General features: G+C 66.2%; 25 protein-coding genes. 16 read left to right on the top strand and 9 right to left on the bottom strand.

What is annotated here, in order from left to right:
* Entirely contained in the window at positions 1–906 is a 906-nt protein-coding gene (locus AB0I14_RS02370) for an MBL fold metallo-hydrolase (RefSeq protein WP_358015292.1), read from the bottom strand.
* A gap of 101 nt (positions 907–1,007) precedes the next feature.
* Between AB0I14_RS02370 and AB0I14_RS02375 the strand changes: the two genes are divergently transcribed.
* Both AB0I14_RS02375 and AB0I14_RS02380 read left to right on the top strand, forming a co-directional pair.
* Positions 1,008–1,886: a helix-turn-helix transcriptional regulator gene (locus tag AB0I14_RS02375; RefSeq protein ID WP_358015295.1), complete on the top strand. Its 879-nt coding sequence runs from the start codon at positions 1,008–1,010 to the stop codon at positions 1,884–1,886.
* A gap of 7 nt (positions 1,887–1,893) precedes the next feature.
* Positions 1,894–2,730, top strand: coding sequence for an SAM-dependent methyltransferase (locus AB0I14_RS02380; RefSeq protein WP_358015298.1), 837 nt, complete (start codon positions 1,894–1,896; stop codon positions 2,728–2,730).
* Between the two features lie 9 nt (positions 2,731–2,739).
* On the opposite strand, the gene AB0I14_RS02385 is transcribed toward AB0I14_RS02380, so the two are convergent.
* The gene (locus AB0I14_RS02385; RefSeq protein ID WP_358015302.1) at positions 2,740–3,321 is read right to left on the bottom strand and encodes a VOC family protein; all 582 of its coding nucleotides are present in this window, start codon (positions 3,319–3,321) and stop codon (positions 2,740–2,742) included.
* Positions 3,322–3,420: 99 nt separating this feature from the next.
* On the opposite strand from AB0I14_RS02385, the gene AB0I14_RS02390 reads away from it, so the two are divergent.
* The 4 genes from AB0I14_RS02390 (at position 3,421) to AB0I14_RS02405 (ending at position 8,421) form a co-directional block, all read left to right on the top strand.
* Complete coding sequence (locus tag AB0I14_RS02390) at positions 3,421–4,050, top strand: TetR/AcrR family transcriptional regulator (protein ID WP_358015305.1); 630 nt, start codon at positions 3,421–3,423, stop codon at positions 4,048–4,050.
* Positions 4,047–5,174: an alpha/beta hydrolase gene (locus tag AB0I14_RS02395; protein ID WP_358015308.1), complete on the top strand. Its 1,128-nt coding sequence runs from the start codon at positions 4,047–4,049 to the stop codon at positions 5,172–5,174. The genes AB0I14_RS02390 and AB0I14_RS02395 overlap by 4 nt, the downstream gene beginning before the upstream one ends.
* Positions 5,150–6,139 (top strand): 2-hydroxyacid dehydrogenase, encoded by a 990-nt coding sequence (locus tag AB0I14_RS02400; protein WP_358015311.1) that lies wholly within the window; start codon positions 5,150–5,152, stop codon positions 6,137–6,139. Before AB0I14_RS02395 ends, AB0I14_RS02400 begins: the two co-directional genes overlap by 25 nt.
* An 86-nt stretch (positions 6,140–6,225) precedes the next feature.
* Positions 6,226–8,421, top strand: a complete 2,196-nt coding sequence (locus AB0I14_RS02405) for an acyl-CoA dehydrogenase (RefSeq protein WP_358015314.1) — start codon at positions 6,226–6,228, stop codon at positions 8,419–8,421.
* A 25-nt stretch (positions 8,422–8,446) separates the two neighbouring features.
* On the opposite strand, the gene AB0I14_RS02410 is transcribed toward AB0I14_RS02405, so the two are convergent.
* Positions 8,447–9,157: an FCD domain-containing protein gene (locus AB0I14_RS02410; RefSeq protein WP_358015317.1), complete on the bottom strand. Its 711-nt coding sequence runs from the start codon at positions 9,155–9,157 to the stop codon at positions 8,447–8,449.
* A 228-nt stretch (positions 9,158–9,385) separates the two neighbouring features.
* On the opposite strand from AB0I14_RS02410, the gene AB0I14_RS02415 reads away from it, so the two are divergent.
* From AB0I14_RS02415 to AB0I14_RS02440, 6 genes are all read left to right on the top strand, one after another.
* Complete coding sequence (locus AB0I14_RS02415; protein ID WP_358015320.1) at positions 9,386–10,297, top strand: ABC transporter substrate-binding protein; 912 nt, start codon at positions 9,386–9,388, stop codon at positions 10,295–10,297.
* A 55-nt stretch (positions 10,298–10,352) separates the two neighbouring features.
* Entirely contained in the window at positions 10,353–11,885 is a 1,533-nt protein-coding gene (locus tag AB0I14_RS02420; protein ID WP_358015323.1) for an amino acid ABC transporter permease/ATP-binding protein, read from the top strand.
* A gap of 61 nt (positions 11,886–11,946) precedes the next feature.
* A complete protein-coding gene (locus AB0I14_RS02425) occupies positions 11,947–12,384 on the top strand; it encodes a RidA family protein (protein ID WP_358015326.1) in 438 nt (145 codons plus the stop codon).
* Entirely contained in the window at positions 12,381–13,502 is a 1,122-nt protein-coding gene (locus AB0I14_RS02430; protein WP_358015329.1) for an acetamidase/formamidase family protein, read from the top strand. Before AB0I14_RS02425 ends, AB0I14_RS02430 begins: the two co-directional genes overlap by 4 nt.
* A 128-nt stretch (positions 13,503–13,630) precedes the next feature.
* Positions 13,631–13,885 carry a hypothetical protein gene (locus AB0I14_RS02435; RefSeq protein ID WP_358015332.1) on the top strand — a complete coding sequence of 85 codons (255 nt, stop codon included), beginning with the start codon at positions 13,631–13,633 and terminating at the stop codon, positions 13,883–13,885.
* A 17-nt stretch (positions 13,886–13,902) separates the two neighbouring features.
* Positions 13,903–14,211, top strand: a complete 309-nt coding sequence (locus tag AB0I14_RS02440; RefSeq protein WP_358015335.1) for a hypothetical protein — start codon at positions 13,903–13,905, stop codon at positions 14,209–14,211.
* On the opposite strand, the gene AB0I14_RS02445 is transcribed toward AB0I14_RS02440, so the two are convergent.
* Genes AB0I14_RS02445 through fadD2 form a run of 3 tightly spaced genes read right to left on the bottom strand, consistent with a single transcriptional unit; the run spans position 14,194 to position 17,602 of the window.
* Positions 14,194–15,069, bottom strand: a complete 876-nt coding sequence (locus AB0I14_RS02445; protein ID WP_358015338.1) for an SDR family oxidoreductase — start codon at positions 15,067–15,069, stop codon at positions 14,194–14,196. The two genes, AB0I14_RS02440 and AB0I14_RS02445, sit on opposite strands and share 18 nt — an antisense overlap.
* 47 nt (positions 15,070–15,116) lie before the next feature.
* Positions 15,117–15,899, bottom strand: a complete 783-nt coding sequence (locus AB0I14_RS02450; protein WP_358015341.1) for an SDR family oxidoreductase — start codon at positions 15,897–15,899, stop codon at positions 15,117–15,119.
* A 29-nt stretch (positions 15,900–15,928) separates the two neighbouring features.
* The gene (gene fadD2 / locus AB0I14_RS02455) at positions 15,929–17,602 is read right to left on the bottom strand and encodes a long-chain-fatty-acid--CoA ligase FadD2 (protein ID WP_358015344.1); all 1,674 of its coding nucleotides are present in this window, start codon (positions 17,600–17,602) and stop codon (positions 15,929–15,931) included.
* A 54-nt stretch (positions 17,603–17,656) separates the two neighbouring features.
* Here fadD2 and ligD point away from each other — a divergent pair, with 54 nt between their 5' ends.
* On the top strand, positions 17,657–18,889 hold the full coding sequence (ligD, locus tag AB0I14_RS02460; RefSeq protein WP_358015347.1) for a non-homologous end-joining DNA ligase: 1,233 nt from the start codon (positions 17,657–17,659) through the stop codon (positions 18,887–18,889).
* A gap of 2 nt (positions 18,890–18,891) precedes the next feature.
* Here the strand turns inward: ligD and AB0I14_RS02465 are convergent, their stop codons facing one another.
* The 3 genes from AB0I14_RS02465 to AB0I14_RS02475 are packed head-to-tail and all read right to left on the bottom strand — an operon-like array spanning position 18,892 to position 20,208.
* The gene (locus AB0I14_RS02465) at positions 18,892–19,461 is read right to left on the bottom strand and encodes a TetR family transcriptional regulator (RefSeq protein WP_358015350.1); all 570 of its coding nucleotides are present in this window, start codon (positions 19,459–19,461) and stop codon (positions 18,892–18,894) included.
* A complete protein-coding gene (locus tag AB0I14_RS02470) occupies positions 19,458–19,916 on the bottom strand; it encodes a nitroreductase family deazaflavin-dependent oxidoreductase (protein ID WP_358015353.1) in 459 nt (152 codons plus the stop codon). Before AB0I14_RS02470 ends, AB0I14_RS02465 begins: the two co-directional genes overlap by 4 nt.
* Before the next feature lie 37 nt (positions 19,917–19,953).
* Positions 19,954–20,208 (bottom strand): hypothetical protein, encoded by a 255-nt coding sequence (locus AB0I14_RS02475; RefSeq protein ID WP_358015356.1) that lies wholly within the window; start codon positions 20,206–20,208, stop codon positions 19,954–19,956.
* Positions 20,209–20,424: 216 nt separating this feature from the next.
* On the opposite strand from AB0I14_RS02475, the gene AB0I14_RS02480 reads away from it, so the two are divergent.
* From AB0I14_RS02480 to AB0I14_RS02490, 3 genes are read left to right on the top strand one after another with little or no spacing between them, the layout of a single operon-like run.
* Positions 20,425–21,159 (top strand): (Fe-S)-binding protein, encoded by a 735-nt coding sequence (locus tag AB0I14_RS02480; protein WP_358015359.1) that lies wholly within the window; start codon positions 20,425–20,427, stop codon positions 21,157–21,159.
* Entirely contained in the window at positions 21,156–22,622 is a 1,467-nt protein-coding gene (locus AB0I14_RS02485; protein WP_358015362.1) for a LutB/LldF family L-lactate oxidation iron-sulfur protein, read from the top strand. The genes AB0I14_RS02480 and AB0I14_RS02485 overlap by 4 nt, the downstream gene beginning before the upstream one ends.
* Positions 22,619–23,260: a lactate utilization protein C gene (locus AB0I14_RS02490; RefSeq protein ID WP_358015365.1), complete on the top strand. Its 642-nt coding sequence runs from the start codon at positions 22,619–22,621 to the stop codon at positions 23,258–23,260. The genes AB0I14_RS02485 and AB0I14_RS02490 overlap by 4 nt, the downstream gene beginning before the upstream one ends.
* The last annotated feature ends 29 nt before the right edge of the window (positions 23,261–23,289 follow it).

The raw sequence follows: 23,289 nt of genomic DNA on the forward strand, positions 1-23,289 counted from the left end.
TCAAGCCCCCGTTACCCGGTCGAACGCCGCCCATTCCTTGACCGCGAACCGGTCGCCGTCCCGCATCACCTCGGCCGCTCCGTGGCCGCCGAAATGGGCCGGTATCACCAGCGTGTTGGTATCGGCCGCGTGGCCGAGTACCCGTCGCCGCGTTTCCCGCGCCTGCCCGAGGTCCTCGCAGTAGCAGCTGTTGACGTCGGGTTCCGCGATCTGTAGCGGGGTGTGCATCATGTCGCCGACGAACACCGCACGGTCGTCGCCCGACTGCAGCCGGACCACCGCGGAGCCCGGGGTGTGTCCCGGTGCCGGTTCCAGCGTCAGGTTGGCATCGAGGTGAAAAGTGTTTTCCCACAATGTCGTTTGTCCGGCCTCGTGGACCGGCGCGACACTGTCGAGGAAGACGTTGTCCCGCCCCGCGACGGGGTCGCCGCGGTTGACCGGGTTCCAGAAATCGAAGTCGGCCCGCGGCATCAGGTAGGTGGCGTTCGGGAACGTCGGGATCCAGTTGCCGTCCTCGAAGTAGGTGTTCCAGCCGACGTGGTCGATGTGCAGGTGGGTGTTGATCACCACGTCGACGTCCTCGAGAGCGACGCCGGCCCGCGCCAGATTCCCCAGAAAATCGGTGTCCAGGTGATGCCACACCGGGGCGTGCGGGCGCTCTTTGTGATTGCCCACGCCGGTGTCGACGAGGATGGTTCTGCCCTCGCTGCGCAACAGCCACGTCTGGATGGCCGATACGCAGTCGTCGTTGCTCGGATCGTAGAAATCCGGGGCCAGCCAATCCTGGTTGCGCCGCCACGCCTCGTCGGTGCTCTCGGGGAAGAATTCCTGCGGCGACAGCCGGACCGAACCGTAGTACTCCATGACGCGGGTCACCGTGACGTCGCCCAACACGATTTCGTTCATGTCCCCAGCCTGGCGACGCGACGATCGGCCAGCCAGACCACGCGGTGCCTACCACTGGCAGGGATAGGCACGGCGCGGAGTCCCGGAGGCATAGTGGGGTTATGACCGGACAACTCGGCGAGTTCCTCCGAGCCCGACGCGGGCGGCTGCATCCGGAGGACGTGGGGCTGTCCCGATACGGCGAACGACGACGCGTGGCCGGACTGCGCCGCGAAGAGGTCGCCCAGCTGGCCGGGGTCAGCGTTTCCTACTACACCCGGTTGGAGCAGGGGCAGGCGGTGAATGCCTCCGAGGCCATCCTCGACGCGCTGGCCCGGTCCCTACAGCTGGATGTTCACGAGCAGGCGCACCTGAGAGAGCTGGCGTCCCAACGCGCGCAGCCGCCGCGCCGCCCTCCGGTCGAACGCGTCAGTGCGTTTACCCGCGACCTGTTGCGATCGTTGGAGCACCTGCCGGTGCTCGTGATCGGCCGCCGCACCGATGTGCTGGCCTGGAACGAGCTGGGGCATGCCCTGCTGGCAGGCCATCTGGATTTCACGTCGGTGGACCGGCCCGCGACCCGGCCCAACCTGGCCAGGCTGTTGTTCCTCGATCCGCACACCCGCGACCTCTACCTGGATTGGGACCGCAAGGTGCGCACGGTGGTCGGCAGCCTGCGCCTGGCGGCGGGTCGATATCCCGACGATGCGCTGTTGTCCGCTCTGATCGGTGAATTGTCGGTCAAGAGCCCGGAATTCGTGTCGCTGTGGGCCGATCACCGGGTCAAACCCTGCGAGGCGGACTCCTATGACCTGCACCATCCGCTGGCCGGGCGGCTCACCGTCACGATGCAGAACCTGACAATTGCCCGCGACGTCGACCAATCACTGAGCGTCGTGACCACCGCCGAGGGTTCGAGTTCGGCGGATGCACTGCAGCTGCTGGCGCAATCGACCCGGGACAAAAATATCCAAGCCGCCACCCCGGCCGGACGCGCATGATGGCGAGATGACCAACTCTGGACAGACCCCGGGGCAGGCCGTCGCCGATACCGGCACCCTGGTGGCGGCCATCCGGGCCGAGGAGACCCGCCGTCCCGACCGGCTTTTCGACGATCCGTTCGCGCACAAGCTGGCCGGTGAATCCGGGCAGCGGATGCTTGCCGAAGCCGTCGCCGCCACCGGCGACAAGTCGATGGTGCAGATCGTGGTGCGCACCCGGTTCTGGGACGAGGCGTTGTTGAGTGCCGTACCGCCGGTGCGGCAGGTGGTGATCCTCGCCGCGGGGCTGGATGCGCGGGCGTACCGGTTGCCGTGGCCCGACGGCACCACGGTCTTCGAGCTCGATCAGCCCGCCGTGATCGCGGCCAAGGCCGACGTCCTGACCAACGACGAACCACGCTGCCGGCGGGTGGGCATCGGCGCCGATCTCACGCAGGACTGGACCGACGCGTTGCGGTCCAACGGCTTTGACCCGGGAGCACCGACCGTGTGGTTGATGGAAGGGCTGCTGCAGTACCTCGACGAGAGCGCCGTGCGCGCGTTGTTCTCCAGGGTCGATGTACTGTCGGCACCCGGCTCGGTCCTGCTCTACGACATCGTCGGCAAGACGCTGCTGGACAACGTGATGCTCGCTGCGGTGCGTGAGCAGATGGAGCGCAACGGTGCGCCGTGGCTGTTCGGCACCGACTCCCCGGAGCAACTGTGCGAACCGCTGGGCTGGTCAGCGGTCGTCACCGACGTGGCCGAGCCGGGCAACAAATGGAACCGGTGGTTCGCCCCGGCCGTGCCACTGGACGTCCCCGGGGTGCCGCGCGGCTACTTCGTCACCGCCACCAAGCCATAACCGGACTGACTACCGCCCGGCGCCCACCGGCGGACGTCGGTCGGAGGCCGTCTTGGGCGGCGTTTGCGCGTCGTTCTCGGTGAATTCCTTGGTCCAGCAAGCGAATTCCAGTGTGATGCCGTCGGGGTCGAGGAAATAGAACGACCGGACGTAGACACCGGGGTGCACCGTGGCCGACGCCTGCATGGGGCTGTCGTCGTGGTTGAGCACCGGCCCGACACGAACACCCTTGGCCTTGAGCTTCTGCCGGTACTCGTCGAACTTCTCGGCGGGCACGTGCAGGGCGATGTGGTTCAGCGAGCCGGTGGCGCTCATGAATTCGCCGATGCCGGGAATGGCGGCCGGCGCCGAGATCCCGGGCACCCCGTCGGGGGCGTCACGGAACCAGAAGAACGCGATGCAGTCCCCGTTACCCGCGTCGAAGAAGAAGTGTTGCCCCATGTCGCCGGGCAGATCCAGCGATTTGATCAGGGGCATGCCGAGCACGTTGGTGTAGAAGTCGACCGTGCGCGCCATGTCCGCGCACACCAGTGCCACATGGTTGATTCCGCCGAACTCGAACTCCGAGTTGGGATTGTTGGGCTTGATCACGTCGATGAACCTCCGGGGCGAACGCACCAAGGACTGGCGCAACTACGAATCTGAATCTAACATCAGATTCAGATGTGATCAATGGCCGTTAGGAAATCCGTGACCGTCAGCCCCCGCACCCCGTTGCCGACCGCGCGCGGCCGCCAGACCCAGGCGGCGATCGACAGCGCCGCCCGCACGGTGATCGCCCGCAAGGGCATCCTGGCCACCACCATCTCCGACATCGCCTCGGAGGCCGGCCGGTCCGCCGCGTCGTTCTACAACTACTACGCCTCGAAAGAAGCCATGGTGCGCGAATGGGCCCTGCGCTTCCGCAACGAGGCCCGCGAACGCGCGCTTCCCGCGACCGGACCGAATCTGAGCAACTGGGAACGCTGCCACCAGGCGGCCTCCGCACACTGGATGACCTACCGGCACCGCCTCGCCGAGATCATCGCCGTGTCCCAGATGGCCATGATCGACGACGACTTCGCCGAATACTGGGACGAGATCTGCCAGCTGCCGATCGCCATGATCACCGAGATGGTCAAACATGCTCAGCAGCAAGGGTTCTGCCCCGATGACGACGCTCACCTGACCGCCGTCGCACTGGTGTCGATGCTCAACCAGTTCTGCTACGTCCAGCTGTCCGGCGGCCGCGACGCCGTCGCCGACGACACCGCCTGCATCACCACCCTGGCCAACGTGTTCTACCGGACCATCTATCACGAGGAGACCCCGCGTTCATGAGTACAGCGTCACCGGAAGTGGTCCGCGAGTTCATCGGGCTGGAATCCCCGACGGGCCAGCGCGCCGGCGCCGGCGGGTACCCGTGCCAGGGCCTCTATTACCGCGGCGCGGGGCACAAGCCGACGGTCGCGGTGATCGCCACGCACTACCAGATCGACTTCTCCGAGCACTACATCGCGGACTACCTGGCGCGCAGGGGCATCGGCTTCCTCGGCTGGAACACCCGTTTCCGCGGGTTCGAGAGCAGCTTCCTGCTCGATCACGCCTTGGTCGACATCGGCGTCGGTGTGCGCTGGCTGCGCGAAGTCCAGGGAATCGAAACCGTTGTGCTGCTGGGTAACTCCGGCGGCGGATCGTTGATGGCGGCCTACCAATCCCAAGCCGTCGCGCCGAACGTGCAGCCACTCGACGGCATGCGGCCCGCCAAGGGCCTGACCGAGCTGTTGCCTGCCGACGGGTACGTCGCGAGCGCGGCCCACCCGGGCCGCCCGGACGTGCTGACCGCCTGGATGGACGCGTCCGTCGTCGACGAGAACGACGCCGTCACCAGCGATCCCGAACTGGACCTGTTCGACGAGCGCAACCCGGCACCCTATTCGGCCGAGTTCGTGGCCCGCTACCGCGCGGCGCAGGTCGCGCGCAACGAGAAGATCACCGACTGGGCCGAGAGCGAGCTCAAAAGAGTTCAGGCGGCCGGATATTCGGATCGCCCCTTCACCGTCATGCGCACCTGGGCCGACCCGAGGATGGTCGATCCAACGGTCGAGCCGACCAACAGGCAGGCCAACCTCTGTTATGCCGGGGTACCGATCAAGGCCAACCGGTCGGCCCGGGGCATCGCCGCGGCCACCACCGTGCGGAACTGGATCGGCATGTGGAGCCTGCGGCACGCCCAGACGCGGGCCGAGCCGCACCTGGCCCGGATCACCTGCCCGGCACTGGTGATCAACGCCGGCCAGGACACCGGCGTGTACCCGTCCGACGCCCGACGCATTCACGACGCGCTCGCGAGCACGGACAAGACACACTGCTCGATCGACACCGACCATTACTTCACGACTTCCGGCGCCCGCGACGAGCAGGCCGATACCATCGCCGGATGGATCGCGAAACGGTGGCGGTGAACCCCGGCCCGATCCGGGTTCTCGCGCACTTCACCCCCGGGGACAAGGTGCTGGGTTTCCTTGCACCCCACAAGGACTGGCTAGACGTGACGTTCTGCGCCGAGGACGACGACGCCACCTTCCACCGCGAGCTGCCCGCCGCCGAGGTGCTCTGGCATGTGTTGCGACCGGTCTCCGGTGACGACCTGCAGCGCGGTCTGCGGCTGCGGCTGGTGCACAAGTTGGGCGCCGGGGTCAACACCATCGACGTCGACACCGCCAGCCAGCTGGGCATCCTGGTGGCCAACATGCCCGGGGCCAACGCCCCGTCGGTGGCCGAGGGCACCGTGCTGCTCATGCTGGCCGCGCTGCGCCGGCTGCCCGAGCTCGACCGCGCCACCCGGGACGGCAAGGGCTGGCCGTCGGATCACAGTCTGGGCGAGACCGTCCGCGACATCAGCGGGTGCACGGTGGGCCTGCTCGGCTACGGCAACGTCGCCAAGAGGGTTGAGAAAATCGTCGTCGCCATGGGCGCCGAGCCGTCACAGGTACTGCACACCAGCACCCGCGACACCGGTCACCCACGGTGGCGCAGTCTGCCGGACCTGTTGGCCGCCAGCGATATCGTCTCGCTTCACCTCCCGCTGACCGACGCCACGCGCGGCCTCCTCGACCAGAAAGCCCTGGCGTCGATGAAGTCCGGCGCGGTCGTCGTCAACACCGCGCGGGGTCCGATCATCGACGAGCCGGCCTTGGTGGAGGCACTGCGCACCGGGCACCTGGCCGCGGCCGGTCTCGATGTGTTCGCCGAGGAGCCGGTACCGCCCGGCAACCCCCTGCTGGAGCTGCCCAATGTGGTGCTGACACCGCACGTCACCTGGTACACGGCCGACACCATGCGGCGGTATCTGACCATGGCGGTGGACAACTGCCGGCGCATTCGTGATGGCGAACCGCTGGCCCACGTAGTTAACGGGGTGAGATAGGCCGCCGGAGTGGCGCCGGTCACGCCGGGGTACCCTCGGTCCCGACCGACCGGTTAATAGAGATATGCCCCGGATGGAGGTGCCGCATGCCCATTGCGATCACGACTGAGCACAGCGACCTGGCCGATTCGGTCCGGTCCCTGGTAGCAAGGGTGGCGCCCTCGGAGGTGCTGCACGAAGCACTCGAGACTCCGATCCCGAACCCCCCGCCGTACTGGAACGCCGCGGCCGAGCAGGGGCTGCAGGGCCTCCACCTCTCGGAATCCGTTGGCGGGCAGGGGTTCGGCATCCTGGAGCTGGCCATCACACTGGCCGAGTTCGGCCACGGCGCGGTCCCCGGGCCCTTCGTCCCGTCCGCGATCGCCGGCGCACTGATCTCGGCCGGTAACCCCGAGGCCGAGATCCTCGGCGGTCTGGCCTCGGGCGAGACCATCGCGGCCTACGCCATCGACTCCGGCCTCACCGCGACCCGCCACGGTGACGGCCTGGTCATCCGCGGCGAGGCCCGCGCGGTGCCCGCGGCGGCGCAGGCATCGATCCTGGTGCTCCCGGTCGCGATCGAGTCCGGCGTCCAATGGGTGGTGCTGGACGCCGCCCAGCTCGAGATCGAGCCGGTCCGCAGCGTCGACCCCTTGCGCCCACTGGCACATGTTCGGGCCAACGCCGTCGAGGTCGAACCCGACCGGGTGCTGTCCAACCTGAGCCGCGCCCACGCCAGGGCACTGATCACCACACTGCTGTCGGCCGAGGCCATCGGTGTCGCGCGCTGGGCCACCGACACGGCGACCTCGTACGCGAAGATCCGCGAACAGTTCGGTAGGCCGATCGGCCAGTTCCAGGCGATCAAGCACAAGTGCGCCGGGATGATCGCCGACACCGAGCGCGCCACCGCCGCCGTCTGGGACGCCGCCCGGGCGTTGGACGACGCTCAGGAAGAACCCTCGGCGACAACCCATTTCGAGTTCGCCGCAGCGGTGGCCGCCACCCTGGCACCTGCCGCCGCACAACACACCGCCCAGGACTGCATCCAGGTGCACGGCGGAATCGGATTCACCTGGGAACACGACGCCAACGTCTACTACCGGCGTGCGCTCGTCCTGGCCGCCTGCTTCGGCCGGGCCTCGGATTACCCGCAGCTGGTGGTCGATACCGCGACGGCAACCGGGATGCGCCCGGTCGATATCGACCTCGATCCCGACACCGAGAAGCTGCGTGACGAGATCCGCGCGGAAGTGGCTGCGCTGAAAGCGATTCCGAGCGGCGCCGAACGCAATACCGCGATCGCCGAGGGTGGCTGGGTGCAGCCGCACCTGCCCAAGCCGTGGGGCCGCGCGTCCGAGCCGATCGAGCAGATCATCATCGCCCAGGAATTCGGCACCGGCCGCGTGCGGCGCCCGCAGATGGGCATCGCCTCCTGGATCATCCCGTCGATCGTGGCGTTCGGCAGCGATGAGCAGAAGCAGCGGTTCCTGTCACCGACGTTCCGCGGCGAAATGATCTGGTGCCAGCTGTTTTCCGAGCCGGGTGCGGGTTCGGATCTGGCCAGCCTCACCACCAAGGCCACCAAGGTCGACGGCGGCTGGCGCATCACCGGGCAGAAGATCTGGACGACGGGCGCCCAGTACTCGGCGTGGGGCGCCCTGCTGGCCAGGACGGATTCCAACGCGCCGAAACACCAGGGCATCACGTACTTCCTGCTGGACATGAAGGCTCCGGGCGTCGAGGTGAAGCCGCTGCGCGAGCTGACCGGCAACGCGATGTTCAACACCGTGTTCATCGACGACGTGTTCGTTCCCGACGACATGGTGCTCGGTGAGGTCAACCGGGGCTGGGAGGTCAGCCGCAACACCCTGACCAACGAGCGGGTGTCGATCGGCAGCAGCGAGCCGCCGTTCTTGGCCAACCTCGAGCAGTTCGTGGCGTTCCTCGGTGCGGGCCAGTTCGACCAGATCGACCAGAATCGCGCGGGCCAACTGATCGCCGAAGGCCATGCCGCCCGGGTGCTCAACCTGCGGTCCACCCTGCTGACGCTGGCCGGCGGCGATGCCATGCCCGCCGCCGCGATCTCCAAACTGCTGTCGATGAAGACCGGCCAGGGCTACGCGGAGTTCGCCGTGGCCTCCTTCGGCACCGATGGCGCCGTCGGCGATCCCGAGCAGGAATTCGGCCGCTGGGCCGAGTATCTGCTGGCCAGCCGCGCCACCACGATCTACGGCGGCACCACCGAAGTTCAGCTCAACATCATCGCCGAACGCCTGCTGGGCCTGCCCCGCGATCCGTAACTTTCGCTACTCGCCCAAGGGTGGCTCAGGAGCGCGTTGCCTTGGCGACGAGATCACGTACGTCGCGCAGGTGATCTTCCATAGCCCGACGCGCGGCCAGTCCGTCGTGGGTACGCACCGCATCGAAGATCTCCTGGTGACCACGCACCGACGCGCACCGCCCGTGTCTCGTGGAATGCGAGTGCTTACGCACCTCACCGGTCCACTCGCTGGTCAAGGTCTGAAGTGCGGACAGGAGCGGGTTCTGCGCGGCCTGCGCGAGCAGCAGATGAAACTCGACATCGAGGCGAAGTGACTCAGCCTGCAGAAGGTTCTCGTGCGACTTGTCGAGGACATCACGAAGCTGCAGCAGGTTTGCCGACGTAGCCCGGTGTGCGGCGAGCTCCGCGATCGACGGCTCGATGACCGAACGCAGTTCGGCGGCATGCTCCTGTTCGGTTCCGCCGCCGGCTATCCCGAGCAGCTCGTCGACGCTCGCAGTCGGCGCCAACACAACGGTTCCGCGACCCCGGACCCGCGAAATCAGGCGCTTCGACTCGAGTTCGTGCATGGCCTCCCGAAGCGAAGACCGCGATACCGACATCGACACCGCGAGCTCACGTTCCGATGGGAGTCGCGTTCCGGGCGAGATCTCGTTTGTCGCGATGAGACGCTCGAAATGTGCTGCGAGCGCGACCGATACACTTTGCGGTCGCTGGATCATCGGCGGGATCGCCCCGCCTGCAGGTGCGTTCAACTCGGATCCTGCCTCCCTGTTCAGATCCCAACATAGGTCCGATGGTCGGGCCAAGCAGTCCAAAAACCGACGCTGACGATTTCCTGCGGAATAACTCTTTGTTACTCGTGTTACGAGAAACGCTCTCGGCGTGCTGCGTCCCTGGTGGCCACCTAATTTCAATTTCAGTTGGCCGGACCATCCGGCCAGGATCGCCCGCCCCCTCCGCGCCAGTGAACAGGACCTGCCATGAAAAGCTCGCACCGTACCGCACTTCTCGCCGTTGCCGTCGGTGTTGCACTCGCTGGCTGTACATCGTCGACTGAAGCGGCGACCACCGAAACGTCCACTGAATACACTGATCTGGCCTCTTCGGCAACATGCACCGACCTGCGCGCCAAGAATCCGGACCTCAACGGCAAGACTCTCACCAATGCGATCAACCCGTACACGCCCGGGTATGAGACCGTGAATCCGGAAAACCCCAGTGAATACCACGGTTTCGACATCGATCTCGGAAACGCCCTCGGGGCCTGTCTCGGCTTCAGCAACGATTATGTCGCCGTCGGGTTCTCCGAACTCATCCCGACGGTGGCCAGTGGCCAGGCCGACTGGATCCTCTCCAACCTCTATGCCACAAGGGAACGTGCCGCAGGCGGAGTCGACTTCATCAGCTACTCAAAGGTATTCGACGGCATCCTGGTGGCAAAGGGGAATCCGAAGAAGATCACCGGTATCGATACCTCGCTGTGCGGGCTCACGGTTGGGCTCAACAAAGGATACGTCGAAGTTCCGCTTGTGGAAGCCGTCGGTCCCGCATGCGTGGCGGCCGGCCTGAAGGCGCCGACCGTCAGCCTGTTCGACTCGAGCGCCGACTGCACGCAGGCGGTCCTCGCCGGCCGCGCGGACGCGTACATGAATGACGTCAACACCGTCAACGGATTCGTTGCGGCTCACCCCGACAAGCTCGACTCCGCCGAAACCGTCATGCTCGACTACACGATCGGCATCGGGGTGCCACAGGGCAAGCACGAGTTCCGCGATGCCATCCAGGCGGCACTCACCGAGGTTCAGTCGAGCGGACTGCAGGACAAGCTTGCTGCCAAGTGGAAGCTGACGGAGAACGCGGTCGCCGAGCCGACCGTCCTCAGTGTCGGCTGATGTCCCGCTCAATATCGAAGCAACCCAACGAATCTGACAGAAGTGAGGTGAACTCATGGACAAATTCCTGCACTATCTGACGCTGCCGTGGCTGATCGACGGCATGCTGTTCACCCTCCAGCTCACGCTGTACGGCTTTGGCGGCGGCATCGTGCTCGGCACACTCCTTGCCGCACTGCAACTTACGAGATCTCGCGCGTTCACCGCGATCGGCCGTACCTACGTCGTCATCTATCGCGGCACTCCGCTGATCCTGCAGCTCGTCTTCGTCTTCACCGCGCTACCCCACATCGGGATCACGCTCCCGCCCCTGGTCGCCGGCTCGGTGGCCCTCGCGATGAACGAAGCAGTCTTCGTGTCCGAGATCCTGCGCTCGGGGATCAAGGGCGTCGACCCCGGGCAGTCGCTCGCCGGTCGAGCACTCGGCCTCACACCCCGCACGCTGATGCACCGCGTGATCGCCCCGCAGGCATTCCGGTCAATGATCCCCGCCCTGGGCAACGAGTTCGTCTCCACCATGAAGAACTCTGCGCTGGCATCGGTCATCGCGGTACCCGAGCTCACCCTGCGCACCCAGCAGCTCGCCTCGGCCACCTTCGACTATTTCTCGATCTACTTCGCGACGGCCGTCATGTACCTCGCGCTCACCGCTGTACTCAGCGTCATCCAGCTGATTCTTGAGGATGCGCTCAACCTCGACCGCGACGACCGGTCGCTGCTGTCCCGACTCGGATTCCGGCGCCGGGCAAGCACACCGACTCCGCCAACGGACCCTTCCGTCGCCGCCGCACCTGCTGCCGAGCGACAGGAAATCGGCGACACCATCCTCGAAATCCGCGACCTCCACAAGGCCTATGGCGAGAACCAGGTGCTCAACGGCATCAGCATGTCGGTGCGGCAGGGCGAAGTCATCGCACTGCTCGGGCCGAGCGGATCCGGGAAGAGCACCCTGCTGCGCACGATCAACCACCTCGAATCCGTCGACACCGGAACGATTCGCATTGCCGGGCAGCCCCTCGGCTACAGCCAGTCCGGTACACCGCTCTCGGAGCGCCAGATCGCACGTGCCCGGATCGCAGCCGGCGTCGGCATGGTGTTTCAGCACTTCAACCTGTTCAAACACATGACGACGAAAGAGAACATCGCGGCACCGTTGCGGTGGATCCAGCGCCTGAGCAAAGAGGAAGCCGCCGAGCGGGCTGGCCTGCTGCTGTCGCAGGTAGGCCTCGCCGACAAGGCAGGTGTGCTGCCGCACCGGCTGTCCGGCGGACAGCAACAGCGAGTCGGTATCGCCCGCGCTCTGGCCGCCCGTCCCAGGGTCCTGCTGCTCGACGAACCGACGAGTGCGCTCGACCCCGAACTTGTCGCGGAGGTCCTCGGCGTCATCCGCGGTCTGGCCCACCACCACGGGTTGACGATGATCATCGCGACCCATCAGTTGCGGTTCGCTCTTGAGGTCGCCGACCGTGTCGTCTTCATGGCGGGCGGAGTTGTCGTCGAAGAGGGCAGCGCCGACCAGGTGATCACCCGGCCGCAGAGCCCGGTCACCGCCCGCTTCGTCAACGCGATGCAACTGGCGGACGCATGAGCGACGCTTGCGGAGCGAATCAACAGGTGACATGCGGGACCCGAGCCTGCGAGGGAATCGCATGATCGCCAAACAATCCTTCAGTTTCACTGCGGCCGAAGGCATTCCGCCGCAGGTCGGGCCGTTCGCCCACGCGACACAGTGGGGCGACACCCTGTACCTGACCGGCCAGATGCCCACCGATCCCGCCACCGGCGAGCTCATCGACGGCGGCGTCGCCGGGCAGGCGAATCAAGTGATGGCGAATCTTTCGGCAGTACTGGCGCGATTCGGGGCCACGCTCGACGACGCCCTGATGGTGCGCGTCTACCTCACCGACTTCGACGATTTCGACGTGTTCAATGCCGAGTACGTCAAGTGGTTCGCCGGCCCGCTGCCCAGCCGCACCTGTGTCGGGGTCACCGGCCTGGCGGTGGGAGCGGCCGTCGAGATCGATCTCATCGTCGGACTTCCCCAAGCCACGTCCACCCCGGCACCGGCACCCACGGAGGCACCATGATCTTCCCAACCCTTCATCCAGGCGAAGGCCACATCGGTGGCGAGCACTACCTGCAATCACACCCCGATGATGTGCTCTGGGGATGGCTTCCCAACGCGCGGACAAATCCCGTGCTCTCGGTGGCGTCCGGTGAGACGGTGACCATCGATACCGTGAGCCACGAAGGAATCCTCGAAGACCAAGGGCGAGAACCGGTTTCGTACTTCGCGCAGTTCGGCGTACACAGCGTCCTCAAGGACGTCATCGATATCGCCGCGAGCCCCCTCGCCCACGACGACACCTGTGGTCCCCACATCGTCACCGGGCCGATCCACGTCGGCGAAGCACACCCAGGTGACGTTCTCAAGGTCGAGATCCTCGATCTCGCAATGCGTGTTCCCTACGGCTTCATCAGCAGCCGGCACGGTTACGGTGCGCTCGCAGGGGAGTTCCCCGAGTTTCCCGACTCCGAACCGGTGCGTGCGGTCGACCAGATCGTCTCGATGGGCACGATCAGTCACTTCAGTTGGGTCGAGAAGCACCTTGGGATGCCCTATGGCATGCTGTCGGCGGGCGACGGCACCCGTCGCACAGTGCGATTCCCGATCAACCCGTTCCTCGGCATCATGGGAGTCGCCTGCGCAACCGAGGACCCGGTGCCATCGGTACCTCCCGGCGACCACGGCGGCAACATCGACATCAAGCACGTTGTATCCGGTTCGACCCTGTACCTGCCTGTGCAGGTCGACGGGGCCGGCTTCTTCACGGGCGACCCGCACTTCGCACAAGGCAACGGCGAGGTCGCGCTGACGGCGCTCGAGGCGCCACTTCGGGCAACCATGCGACTGACCGTTCTGAAGTCCGATGACGCCCGCGCAGCGATAGGGGCCATCACCAACCCGGTAGTGGAAACCGCAACCCACTGGATTCCGACCGGGATGGACGCCGACCTTGACGAGGCGATGCGCATCGCGGTCCGAAATGCCGTCACGTTTCTCAACACGCGGCTCGGCGTGCCGCGCGATGTGGCATTCGCCTACCTGTCGGCGGCCGGCGACTTCGAGGTGAGCCAGGTGGTGGACGCGGTCAAAGGGGTGCACTGCATGATCCGGAAGGCGGACTGGGCCGCTTGGACATAGGCAGCGGAAAACAGGCGTCGCACTGACCTGCCCGTTCGACACCGCTGGTGCTACCGTCGAAATAGGCGGCTACCAGAAACGGTTGACACTCAACGATGAGGACGTCACGACTTCGCATTCTGCGCCCGGTGCTGCTGGGTGCAGCTGCGCTGTCGGTTGTCATCGCGCCGACCGCCGTGTGGGGGCAGAGCTCCCCGGGGGCCGCGGAAATCCACGCCGAGCCTTGCGTGAACGGTGTCATTCCGTGGAACCCCTACGTGGTGAACTGCAATCTGCAGCCCAGACCACCCCGGGTGCGCGGGTCCGCCCCCGACGCCGGCGCCATCATCGCGTGCCGAGGCAGGCCAGGCTGTCTGGGCTGGTATGTCAACGGGCCGCCATGACGAGGTGAGCGGACGCCATGGGCGACGTGGATGACGTCGAGAAGCGTTGGCACGACCCGCAGATGTTCCGATCCGCGGTGGGCTATGTGCTGGCTGTGGCGGCCGTCGCCGGCGTCGCCCTGACGTTCTACGCCTTTGACCATTCCGTACTCTCAGCGACGCTGGTCCCGACGATCCTGTTCGTCGGAGGCGTCGGGGCATTCGTCCGGACCTACCAGGTGTGGAAGGCCGAGGGCACCTGGCCGATCTGGCAGGGCGCGGGGTGGTTCCTGCTGGCGTTGTCGTTGATGTGCCTGGCAGTGCCAGGTTCAGCGATGCTCTCCTAGCTCGCCCTTGCTGAGTGTGGCTTCCACAGCACGGGCCCGGGTGAGTGCGGTTTTCGCGAGGCGCAAGGACAGCCGGGGCGACAGCCGCTCCAGGTACCAGAACACCTTCCACCACGCCGGCACGATGATGGTCGCATCACCGCGCTTGACCGCACGCACCACCCGGTCGGCAAACACGTCAGGAGCCATGGGCCGCAACGGCTCCCAGACCTTCTCGACGTACTCCTCATCGCTGGCCGGCGGCGTCTTGATCCGCCCGAACTTGCCACCGGCGAGGATCGGGGTCCGGACCACGCCGGGGCACAGCGCCGAAACCAGCACGTTGTGCCGCTCGGCCTCAACCCGCAACGTCCGCGAGATGGAAACGACGGCATGTTTGGTGGCGGCGTAGCTTGCCTGGCCCGCACCTGACATGAGACCTGCCATCGAAGCCGTGTTCACGATGTGACCGCTGCCCTGTTTGATCATGATCGGGTAGACGCTCTGGATGCCGTGCACCACACCACGCAGGTTCACATCGAAGACGTCGTTCCAGTCATCGAGCGTGTACGAATCGACCTCACCGGCGACCCCGATGCCCGCATTGTTGAACAGATAGTCGATGCGCCCCGATCGCTCCACGATCTCGGCGACGACCCGCTCGAACGAGGCGTAGTCGCGTACGTCGAGCTCGATGGCGTGTGCTGTTCCACCACTCGCTTCGAGGCGGCCGGCGAGGTCTCGCGCGGCGTCGGTCTGTCGATCGGCTATCCAGACCTCAGCGCCTTCCCCGGCCAGCCTGGCCGCGAGCGCGGCACCGATACCGGATGCACCACCGGTGATCACGGCGATCTTTCCCGACACGCTCTGCGCCCCCATGGCCGCAGAATACGTTCGATCTCGCCGCCCCGCCGGGGGTTGAGCTCCTAAGGCAGGATTGAGTCGACGTAACCGCCGTCGACCCGCAGCGCGCCACCCGTGGTGGCCGAGGCCAGCGGAGAGGCCAGGTAGGTCACCATGTTCGCGATCTCTTCAGGCTCGATCAGGCGCTGGATCAGCGACTGCGGCCGATGCTTGATCATGAACTCGCGCTGCGCCTCATCCCACGGCAGCGATTTGTCGACGAGTTGGTAGACGAAATCCTCGACACCGGCCGTATGAGTCGGCCCGGCGATCACCGAGTTCACGGTCACCCCGGTACCCGCGGCTTCTTTGGCGAAACCACGCGACACCGCGAGCAGCGCCGTCTTGGATACGCCGTAATGGATCATCTCCGCCGGCGTGACAATGGCGGAGTCACTGGCGATCTGGATCGCCCGACCCCAGCCCCGCTCGGTCATTCCGGGCAGATAGCTGCGGATAAGCCGCACCGAGGCAAGGACATTCACGTCGAAGTAGGTGCGCCATTGCGCGTCGGTGATCTCCAGCGGCGGCACGGCACCGAAGATCCCGAGGTTGTTCACCAGGATGTCGACATCGGGTAGCTGACGCAGCAGGTCTGCAGTTCCGTCCTCGGTCGAGACGTCAGCGGCGATGCCCAGTACGTCGAACTCGCCCAGCGTGGAGACGGCTTCATCGACCCGGGCCGACGTACGGCCGTTGACGGCGACACGGGCACCGCTACGAGCCAGTTGCTCGGCGATGGCCAGCCCGATGCCCTGTGTCGAGCCCGTGACGAGCGCGGTCTTTCCGGTCAGGTCGATGTCCACAAGGCTGTACTACCACCGATGCGAACAAACTATTCCATGTCGCGGAGTTCGCGTTTGAGGATCTTGCCGGTCGGGTTGCGCGGCAATTCGTCGAGGAACACCACCTCACGCGGCACCTTGTACCGCGCCAGATGCTCTTTGACGTAGGTCTTGATCGCGTCCTCGTCGAGGCTGGCACCCTCGGCCTTCACCACGAATGCCCGCAACCGGGCGCCCCATTCCTTGTCCTCGACACCGAGCGCGGTGGCCTCGATGACGTCGGGGTGCCCACTGATCAGATCCTCGACCTCGGCCGGGAACACGTTCTCCCCGCCGGAGACGATCATCTCGTCGTCACGCCCGCTGACGTACAGCAGGCCGTGCTCATCGAAGTATCCGACATCGCCCGACGACAGCATGCCGTCGATGATCTCTTTGCCCCCACCACCGGTATATCCCTTGAACGGGAAGGTGTTTCGCACGAAGATGCGACCCACCTGCCCGGCCGGGAGCTCCTTGCCGTTGTCGTCGATGATCTTGACGGTGATGCCCTTGACCACCGGCCCGACCGTCGACGGATTGATCGACAGATCCTTGGGGCGGGCGATGCTCGCGAAGGCGATCTCGGTCGATCCGTAGAGGTTGTAGACGACCGGCCCGAGTTCCTTGAGTGCCCGGGACGCCAGTTCCGCGCCCAGCTGGGATCCGGAGACGAACACGATCCGCAACGACGACAGATTGGGTTTGGGCTGCATCTGATCGAGATGGTCGAGCATGCGCGAGAGCATCACCGGCACCACCACCATGCCGGTGACTCCGTGCTTCTCGACGTCTTCGAACACGGTGGCCGGCTTGAACCGGCGACGGAGCACCAGGGTGGAGCCCAGCATCATCGCGATGGTGGCGTGCAGGAACCCGAGCGCATGGAACATCGGCGCGGGCAGTGAGGTCACCTCGCCGGCTTTGAACGGGACATGCGACAGCACTCCCCCGATCGGGGCCAGCGACGGCGGGGCGGCCCGGTTCGCGCCCTTGGGCGTTCCGGTGGTGCCGCTGGTCAGGATGATGATCGCGGGATGCTTGGTGGCCTTGGGTGCGGACCGGCCGTTGCTGCGCGCGATGACATCGGCCAGCGTCTCATCGGTGCTGCCGGACGGCTTGTCGGAATCGGGGTTGACGCCCAGGGCCCGCAGTTTGCCCAGTTCCGGGTCGGCTTCTGCCACGGCGGCGGTGTACTCGTCGTCGTAGACGATCACCTTCGCGCCTTCGCGCTCGGAAACCTCCTTGATCTGCGGTCCCGAGAACTCCGAGTTGAGCATGATGATGCGAGCTCCGACGCGGGCCGCGCCGTATTGGGCGATCAGGAACCAACGGTGGTTGCGGGCCAGGATGGCCACGCCGTCGCCGCCCCGTACGCCCATCGTGAGCAGTTCGTTGGCCACCGCATGCGCGGCGGCGTCGAGCTCACCGAACGTGAACTCGCCCTCGTCGTCGATGACCGCGGCGCGGTTGGGATGCCGACGCGCATTGAGCGCCGGAATCATCCCGATCTCACCCCAGGTCCGGATGTCGTTCAGCATGGCCGCGATATGTTGCGGCGGTTCCAGCCGTAGCGCGCCCGCCTCGAACATCTTGCGCGCGTAGTGCAATTCGGCCGCGCCCCGCTCCGCGTACTGCTTGGCCTTCGCGGTGAGGTTCGCCGGCAGATCAGACAGACTTGGCATGTCGCCACAATATGTGACATCTATCGCACGATGGGCGGTAACTAGCATGTGGTCATGGCCGGTGCAATGTCGCTGGAGATCGACGGCCGCGAGGTCGCCGTCAGCAACCCCGACAAGGCGGTTTTCCCTGACGCGCACGTCACCAAGCTGGACCTGATCAACTACTACCGATCAGTGGCCGACGGTGCGCTGCGCGGGGTCTACGAACGTCCGATGATCCTCAAGCGGTTCGTCAAGGGCATCGCCACCGAAGCCATCTTCCAGAAGCGGGCCCCGGAGAAGCGGCCGGACTATGTGGACGTCGCCGAGCTCAAGTACCGGTCCGGCACGTCGGCCAAGGAAGCGGTGCTGCGCGACGCCGCGGGCCTGGCGTGGGCGGTGAACCTGGGGTGCGTCGATTTCAATCCGCATCCCGTGCGGGCCGATGATCTCGACCATCCCGACGAGCTGCGGGTCGACCTGGACCCGATGCCCGGGGTCGGCTGGTCGCAGATCGTCGATGTCGCTCAGGTCGCCCGCGAAGTGCTGGAGGAGCACGGCCTGACCGCGTGGCCCAAGACATCGGGCTCGCGCGGCTTCCACATCTATGCGCGTATTCAGCCGCGGTGGCCGTTCACCAAGGTCCGGCTGGCCGCCGAGACGGTGGCCCGTGAGGTGGAGCGACGCGTTCCCGATCTCGCGACGGCGCGTTGGTGGAAGGAAGAGCGAGGCACCAGGGTCTTCGTCGACTTCAACCAGAACGCCAAGGACCGCACCGTGGCCTCGGCGTACTCGGTGCGCGCCACCCCCGACGCCCGGGTGTCCACCCCGCTGCGGTGGGACGAGGTCGACGGTTGCCACCCCGAGGCTTTCACGATCGCCACCGTGCCCGGCCGGTTCGCCGAGATCGGCGACCCGTGGGAGGGCATGGATCTCGCGGTCGGTGAGTTGGACCCGCTGCTTGCCCTCGCGAAGGAGCTCGGCCCGGCGGAGAAGGCACCCAAGGGCGCTTCCCCCGATGGGCGCAGACAGTCGAGCATGCCGCTGATCGAGATCGCCCGCACCAAGACCAAAGACGAGGCGATGGCAGCACTGGACGTGTGGCGCGAGCGCTATCCCGCGGTGGCCGGGCAACTGGAACCCGTCGACGTCCTGCTCGACGGGATGCGGGGCCCGAGTTCGATCTGGTACCGGGTCCGGATCAACTTGCAGCACGTGCCCGAGGCCGACCGTCCGCCGCAGGAAGCGCTGCTTGCCGACTACAACCCGTGGGAGCACTACCGCGGCGCCCAGTGGCACCGCGGCTGAGGCTACGACGGCGAGATGATCGCGTCGACAGCAGGCGTGATGATGCGCAGGATTTCGTCTAGGTCTGCATCGCAGATATCGGGGACGTCGAGCAGGTAGCGCTGGCTGGCGATCCCCGCAAGCATGGCGCCGACAAGGGCGGCGCGTAGGCGAGCATCAGGTTGGTCGATCACTTCGGCGATGACCGGAGTGGTGTGCGTGGCCAGGTGTTCCCGCAATATCTCGGCAGCGTCCTCACTCGTCATGCTGGTGCGCAACAACACCGCTATCGGGCTGTTGGGCTCAGCTGACCACGCGCTGAACATTCCGCGCACGAGATTCTCTGCTGTGGACGAGCCTTCGGGCCCGACAGGATCCGGAATCTTGATCGTCCAGGTGGCCGCTTCCTGAAACAGGTTCTGCTTGGTCCCGAAGTACTTGATGACGCTGGATTTATCGACATCTGCCGCCGCTGCGATACCTCTGATGGTCGCCCGGTCGTATCCGACCTCGGCGAACACGTTGCGCGCGCTTTCCAGGATGCGGCGGCGGGTGCGGTCACCCTTTCGTTCGGGTCTCTCCGCCGGGCTCATCGCGGAGTCAGGCGAATGACCGGTATCTCACGGTCGGTCTGCTCTTCGTACTTGGTGAAACGCGGTAGTGCACTTGCGATTTGCTTCCACGCGGCGTCACGCTCGGCACCATTGAGCTGCTCGGCTGTGACTGCCACCTTGCGCCCGTCCAGTTCGACCTGAACCTGGTCGGGATGCGCGGCGATGTTGTAGTACCACGCGGGGTTCTTCGGTGCGCCCGCGGCTGACGCGACGATCAGCCACGTGCCTCCACCGCCGGGGAACCAGGCGACCGGAGTGCTACGTTCCTCGCCACTCTTGCGGCCCACTGTGGTGAGCACGAGGGCGTCCATCCCCATCACCTTGCCGCCCTTGCTGCGCATCCGGCGCATCGACCAGTTGTTGAACAAGCTGGTCAACCACCCCGCCTTGGGTTGGCGGGCTCCACGTGTTCCATTTGCGGTGTTGAAGCTCATGACAGTGTCCTTTCATTTTGCAGCACAAAGATATTCATCATTCCGATACCTTCCGGGGCGGGACGGGCTCGGCGAACGGTGCCTCGTTGACTCCCCAGGACGACACCCAGTGCGGGGTGATCTCTATCCATCGCGGTCCGAAGCCGGGGCCCAGCGATTCGCCACCGGTCTCGTGAATGGTCACCGGCCCCTTGATCGACACACCCCTCGGAGTCCAGGTGGGTTCGGTCACCAGCCTTCCGATGTGCTGCTGGCCCAGGTACTCGATTTCCTTGTCGGTGAACAACCCCATGGCATGACTCCTCTCGTGTTCGGCAGGCACCCGTCACCGGGCGACGCCAACACCGAGATAAAAGTGTACTAGCGTTTACTTTATTCCGGTAGCCTCGGCGCGGAGCGGTTTCCGCAGGTCACCGAAGGAGTGAGAGATACTGCCGTGGTGGCCGAGGCCGACCTCGGGGTTCGGAATCGCGACATACTGTGGTCAGATCACGCTTTAGGAGTGCGCATGCGAATCGCCCTGTTCGCGACCTGCCTGGCGGATGCGATGTTCCCACCCGCGGCGATCGCCACCGTGCAGTTACTCGAGCGCCTCGGCCACCAGGTGATCTTCCCATCCGGCCAAACTTGTTGCGGCCAAATGCATGTCAACACCGGCTATCTCAAGGAAGCCACCGCGCTGGTGCGCAATCACGTCGAGGCCTTCGAATCCGCGAGCTGCGACGCAGTGGTGGCCCCGTCGGGCTCGTGTGTGGGTTCGGTACGTCACCAGCATGCGATGGTGGCCCGTCGAGCCGGCGACGAGAACCTCGCCACGCGCGCCGAGAGGCTGGCCGAAAAGACCTACGAGTTGTCGGAATTCCTGGTCGACGTGCTCGGTGTCGACGACGTCGGCGCCTACTATCCGCACCGCGTCACCTATCACCCCACCTGCCACTCACTGCGCATGCTCGGGGTGGGCGACAAGCCGCTGCGCCTGCTGCGCAATGTGCGGGGCCTGACGCTGGTGGAGCTGCCGGAGGCCGAATCCTGTTGCGGCTTCGGCGGAACCTTCGCGATCAAGAACTCCGACACGTCCACCGCGATGCTGGCCGACAAGATGGCCCACATCGCAGAGACCGGTGCCGAGGTCTGCAGCGCCGGGGACTCCTCGTGCCTGATGCACATCGGCGGCGGGCTGAGCCGACTGCGCTCCGGGGTGCGCACCGTGCACCTGGCCGAGATCCTGGCGGCCGAGGCATGACGACATTCCTCGGCACCCCCGGCGTCGGCAACCTCCGTGGCGACGAACCCTTCCCGAAAGCCGCTCGCACCGCGCTCGCCGATTCCCAACTGCGCCGCAACATCGGCCACGCCACCCACACCATCCGGACCAAACGGCTGGCCGCGGTGGCCGAATGCGACGACTGGGAGCAGTTGCGTGCCGCGGGCAGCGCGCTCAAGCAGGACGTCATGGCGCGGTTGCCCGGGTTGCTCGAGCAGCTCGAGGACAACGTCACCCGGCGGGGCGGCGTGGTGCACTGGGCCCGCGACGGCGACGAGGCCAACCGCATCGTCGCCGACCTCATCCGCGCCACCGGCTCCGACGAAGTGGTCAAGGTCAAGTCGATGGCCACCCAGGAAATCGGCCTCAACGAGTACCTGGAAGCGCAGGGCATCGCCGCGTTCGAAACCGACCTGGCCGAGCTCATCGTGCAACTCGGCCACGACAAACCGAGCCACATCCTGGTGCCGGCCATCCACCGCAACCGGGCCGAGATCCGCGAGATCTTCAACCGGGAGATGCCCGACGCGGGTGAGCTCACCGACGACCCCCGGGTGCTGGCAATGGCGGCCAGGGCCCATCTGCGGCGCAAATTCCTCACCGCGAAGGTGGCGATCAGCGGGGCGAACTTCGGCATCGCCGAGACCGGCACGCTGGCGGTGGTGGAGTCCGAAGGCAACGGCCGGATGTGCCTGACGCTGCCGCAGACGCTGATCACGGTGATGGGTATCGAGAAGATAGTGCCGTCGTTCACCGATCTCGAGGTCTTCATGCAGTTGCTGCCGCGCTCCTCGACGGCGGAACGGATGAACCCGTACACCTCGATGTGGACCGGCGTGCATCCCGGAGACGGGCCGCAGGAATTCCACCTGATCCTGCTCGACAACGGCCGCACCCGGGTGCTGGCCGATGAGGTGGGGCGCGCCGCGCTGCACTGCATCCGGTGCAGCGCGTGCCTGAACGTCTGTCCGGTCTACGAACGCACCGGCGGCCACGCCTACGGCTCGGTCTATCCGGGCCCGATCGGGGCGATCCTGAGCCCGCAGCTCACCGGCACCACGGGTCACGACGATCCCAACGCCAGCCTGCCGTTCGCCTCGTCGCTGTGCGGAGCGTGCTTCGAAGCCTGCCCGGTGCGCATCGACATTCCGTCAATCCTGGTACACCTGCGCGCCGCCCAGGTCGATCAGGAAAGAGGATGGCTGCCGGGCGGACAGGATCTGGCGATGAAGGCCGCGGGCTGGGCGATGTCCGGCGCGGGCCGGTTCGCGCTGGCGGAAAAGGCTCTGGGCGCCGGCCGGCTGATCGCCGGGCGCGATCACCGCATCTCTGCGCTGCCCTGGCCCGCCTCCAAGTGGACGGCCAGCCGTGACATTCCCGAGCCGCCCGCCGAGACGTTCAGGCAGTGGTGGAACCGGACCCACGAAGGCGGCCGAGGGTGACCGGCCCGGCGCCGGACGCAGCCCGGGCCGCGGTGCTCGGCCGGATCTGCGGCGCCCTGGCCGCCGCGCCGCCACAGTCGGTCGCGGTGCCGAGGGACTACCACCGTGAGCCGCTGACCGGGCCAGGCGACGTCGAAAGGTTCGCCGAGACGGTCGCCGAATACCGGGCGCGGGTCCATCGCATCGAGATCGACGCGATCGCGTCGACCGTCCTCGAGCTGGTCGGGCCGGACGCCACGGTGGTCATCCCGGCCGATCTGCGGCCGGAGTGGGTGACCGGGCTGACGACGGTCCCCGACGCGCCGACGCTGGGTGTCGAGCAACTCGATCGAGCCGATGCCGTGCTGACCGGATGCGCGCTGGGAATCGCCGCGACTGGCACGATCGTCCTAGATGCAGGCCCCGGGCAGGGGCGGCGGGCGCTGACCCTGGTGCCCGACCATCACCTCTGCGTGATCCGGGCAGAGCAGATCGTCGACACGGTGCCCCAGGCGTTCGCCGAGCTGACGGCAACCAGGCCACTGACCTTCATCTCCGGCCCCAGCGCCACCAGTGACATCGAGCTCCAGCGCGTGGAGGGCGTCCACGGACCCCGAACTCTGGACGTGTTGATCGTGGCGAACCCTACCGACGGGTAGCCCCTCCGGGTTCTTAGCAAAGTATTAAC

The sequence above is a fragment of the Mycobacterium sp. NPDC050441 genome, assembly GCF_040655355.1.
GTDB lineage: Bacteria > Actinomycetota > Actinomycetes > Mycobacteriales > Mycobacteriaceae > Mycobacterium.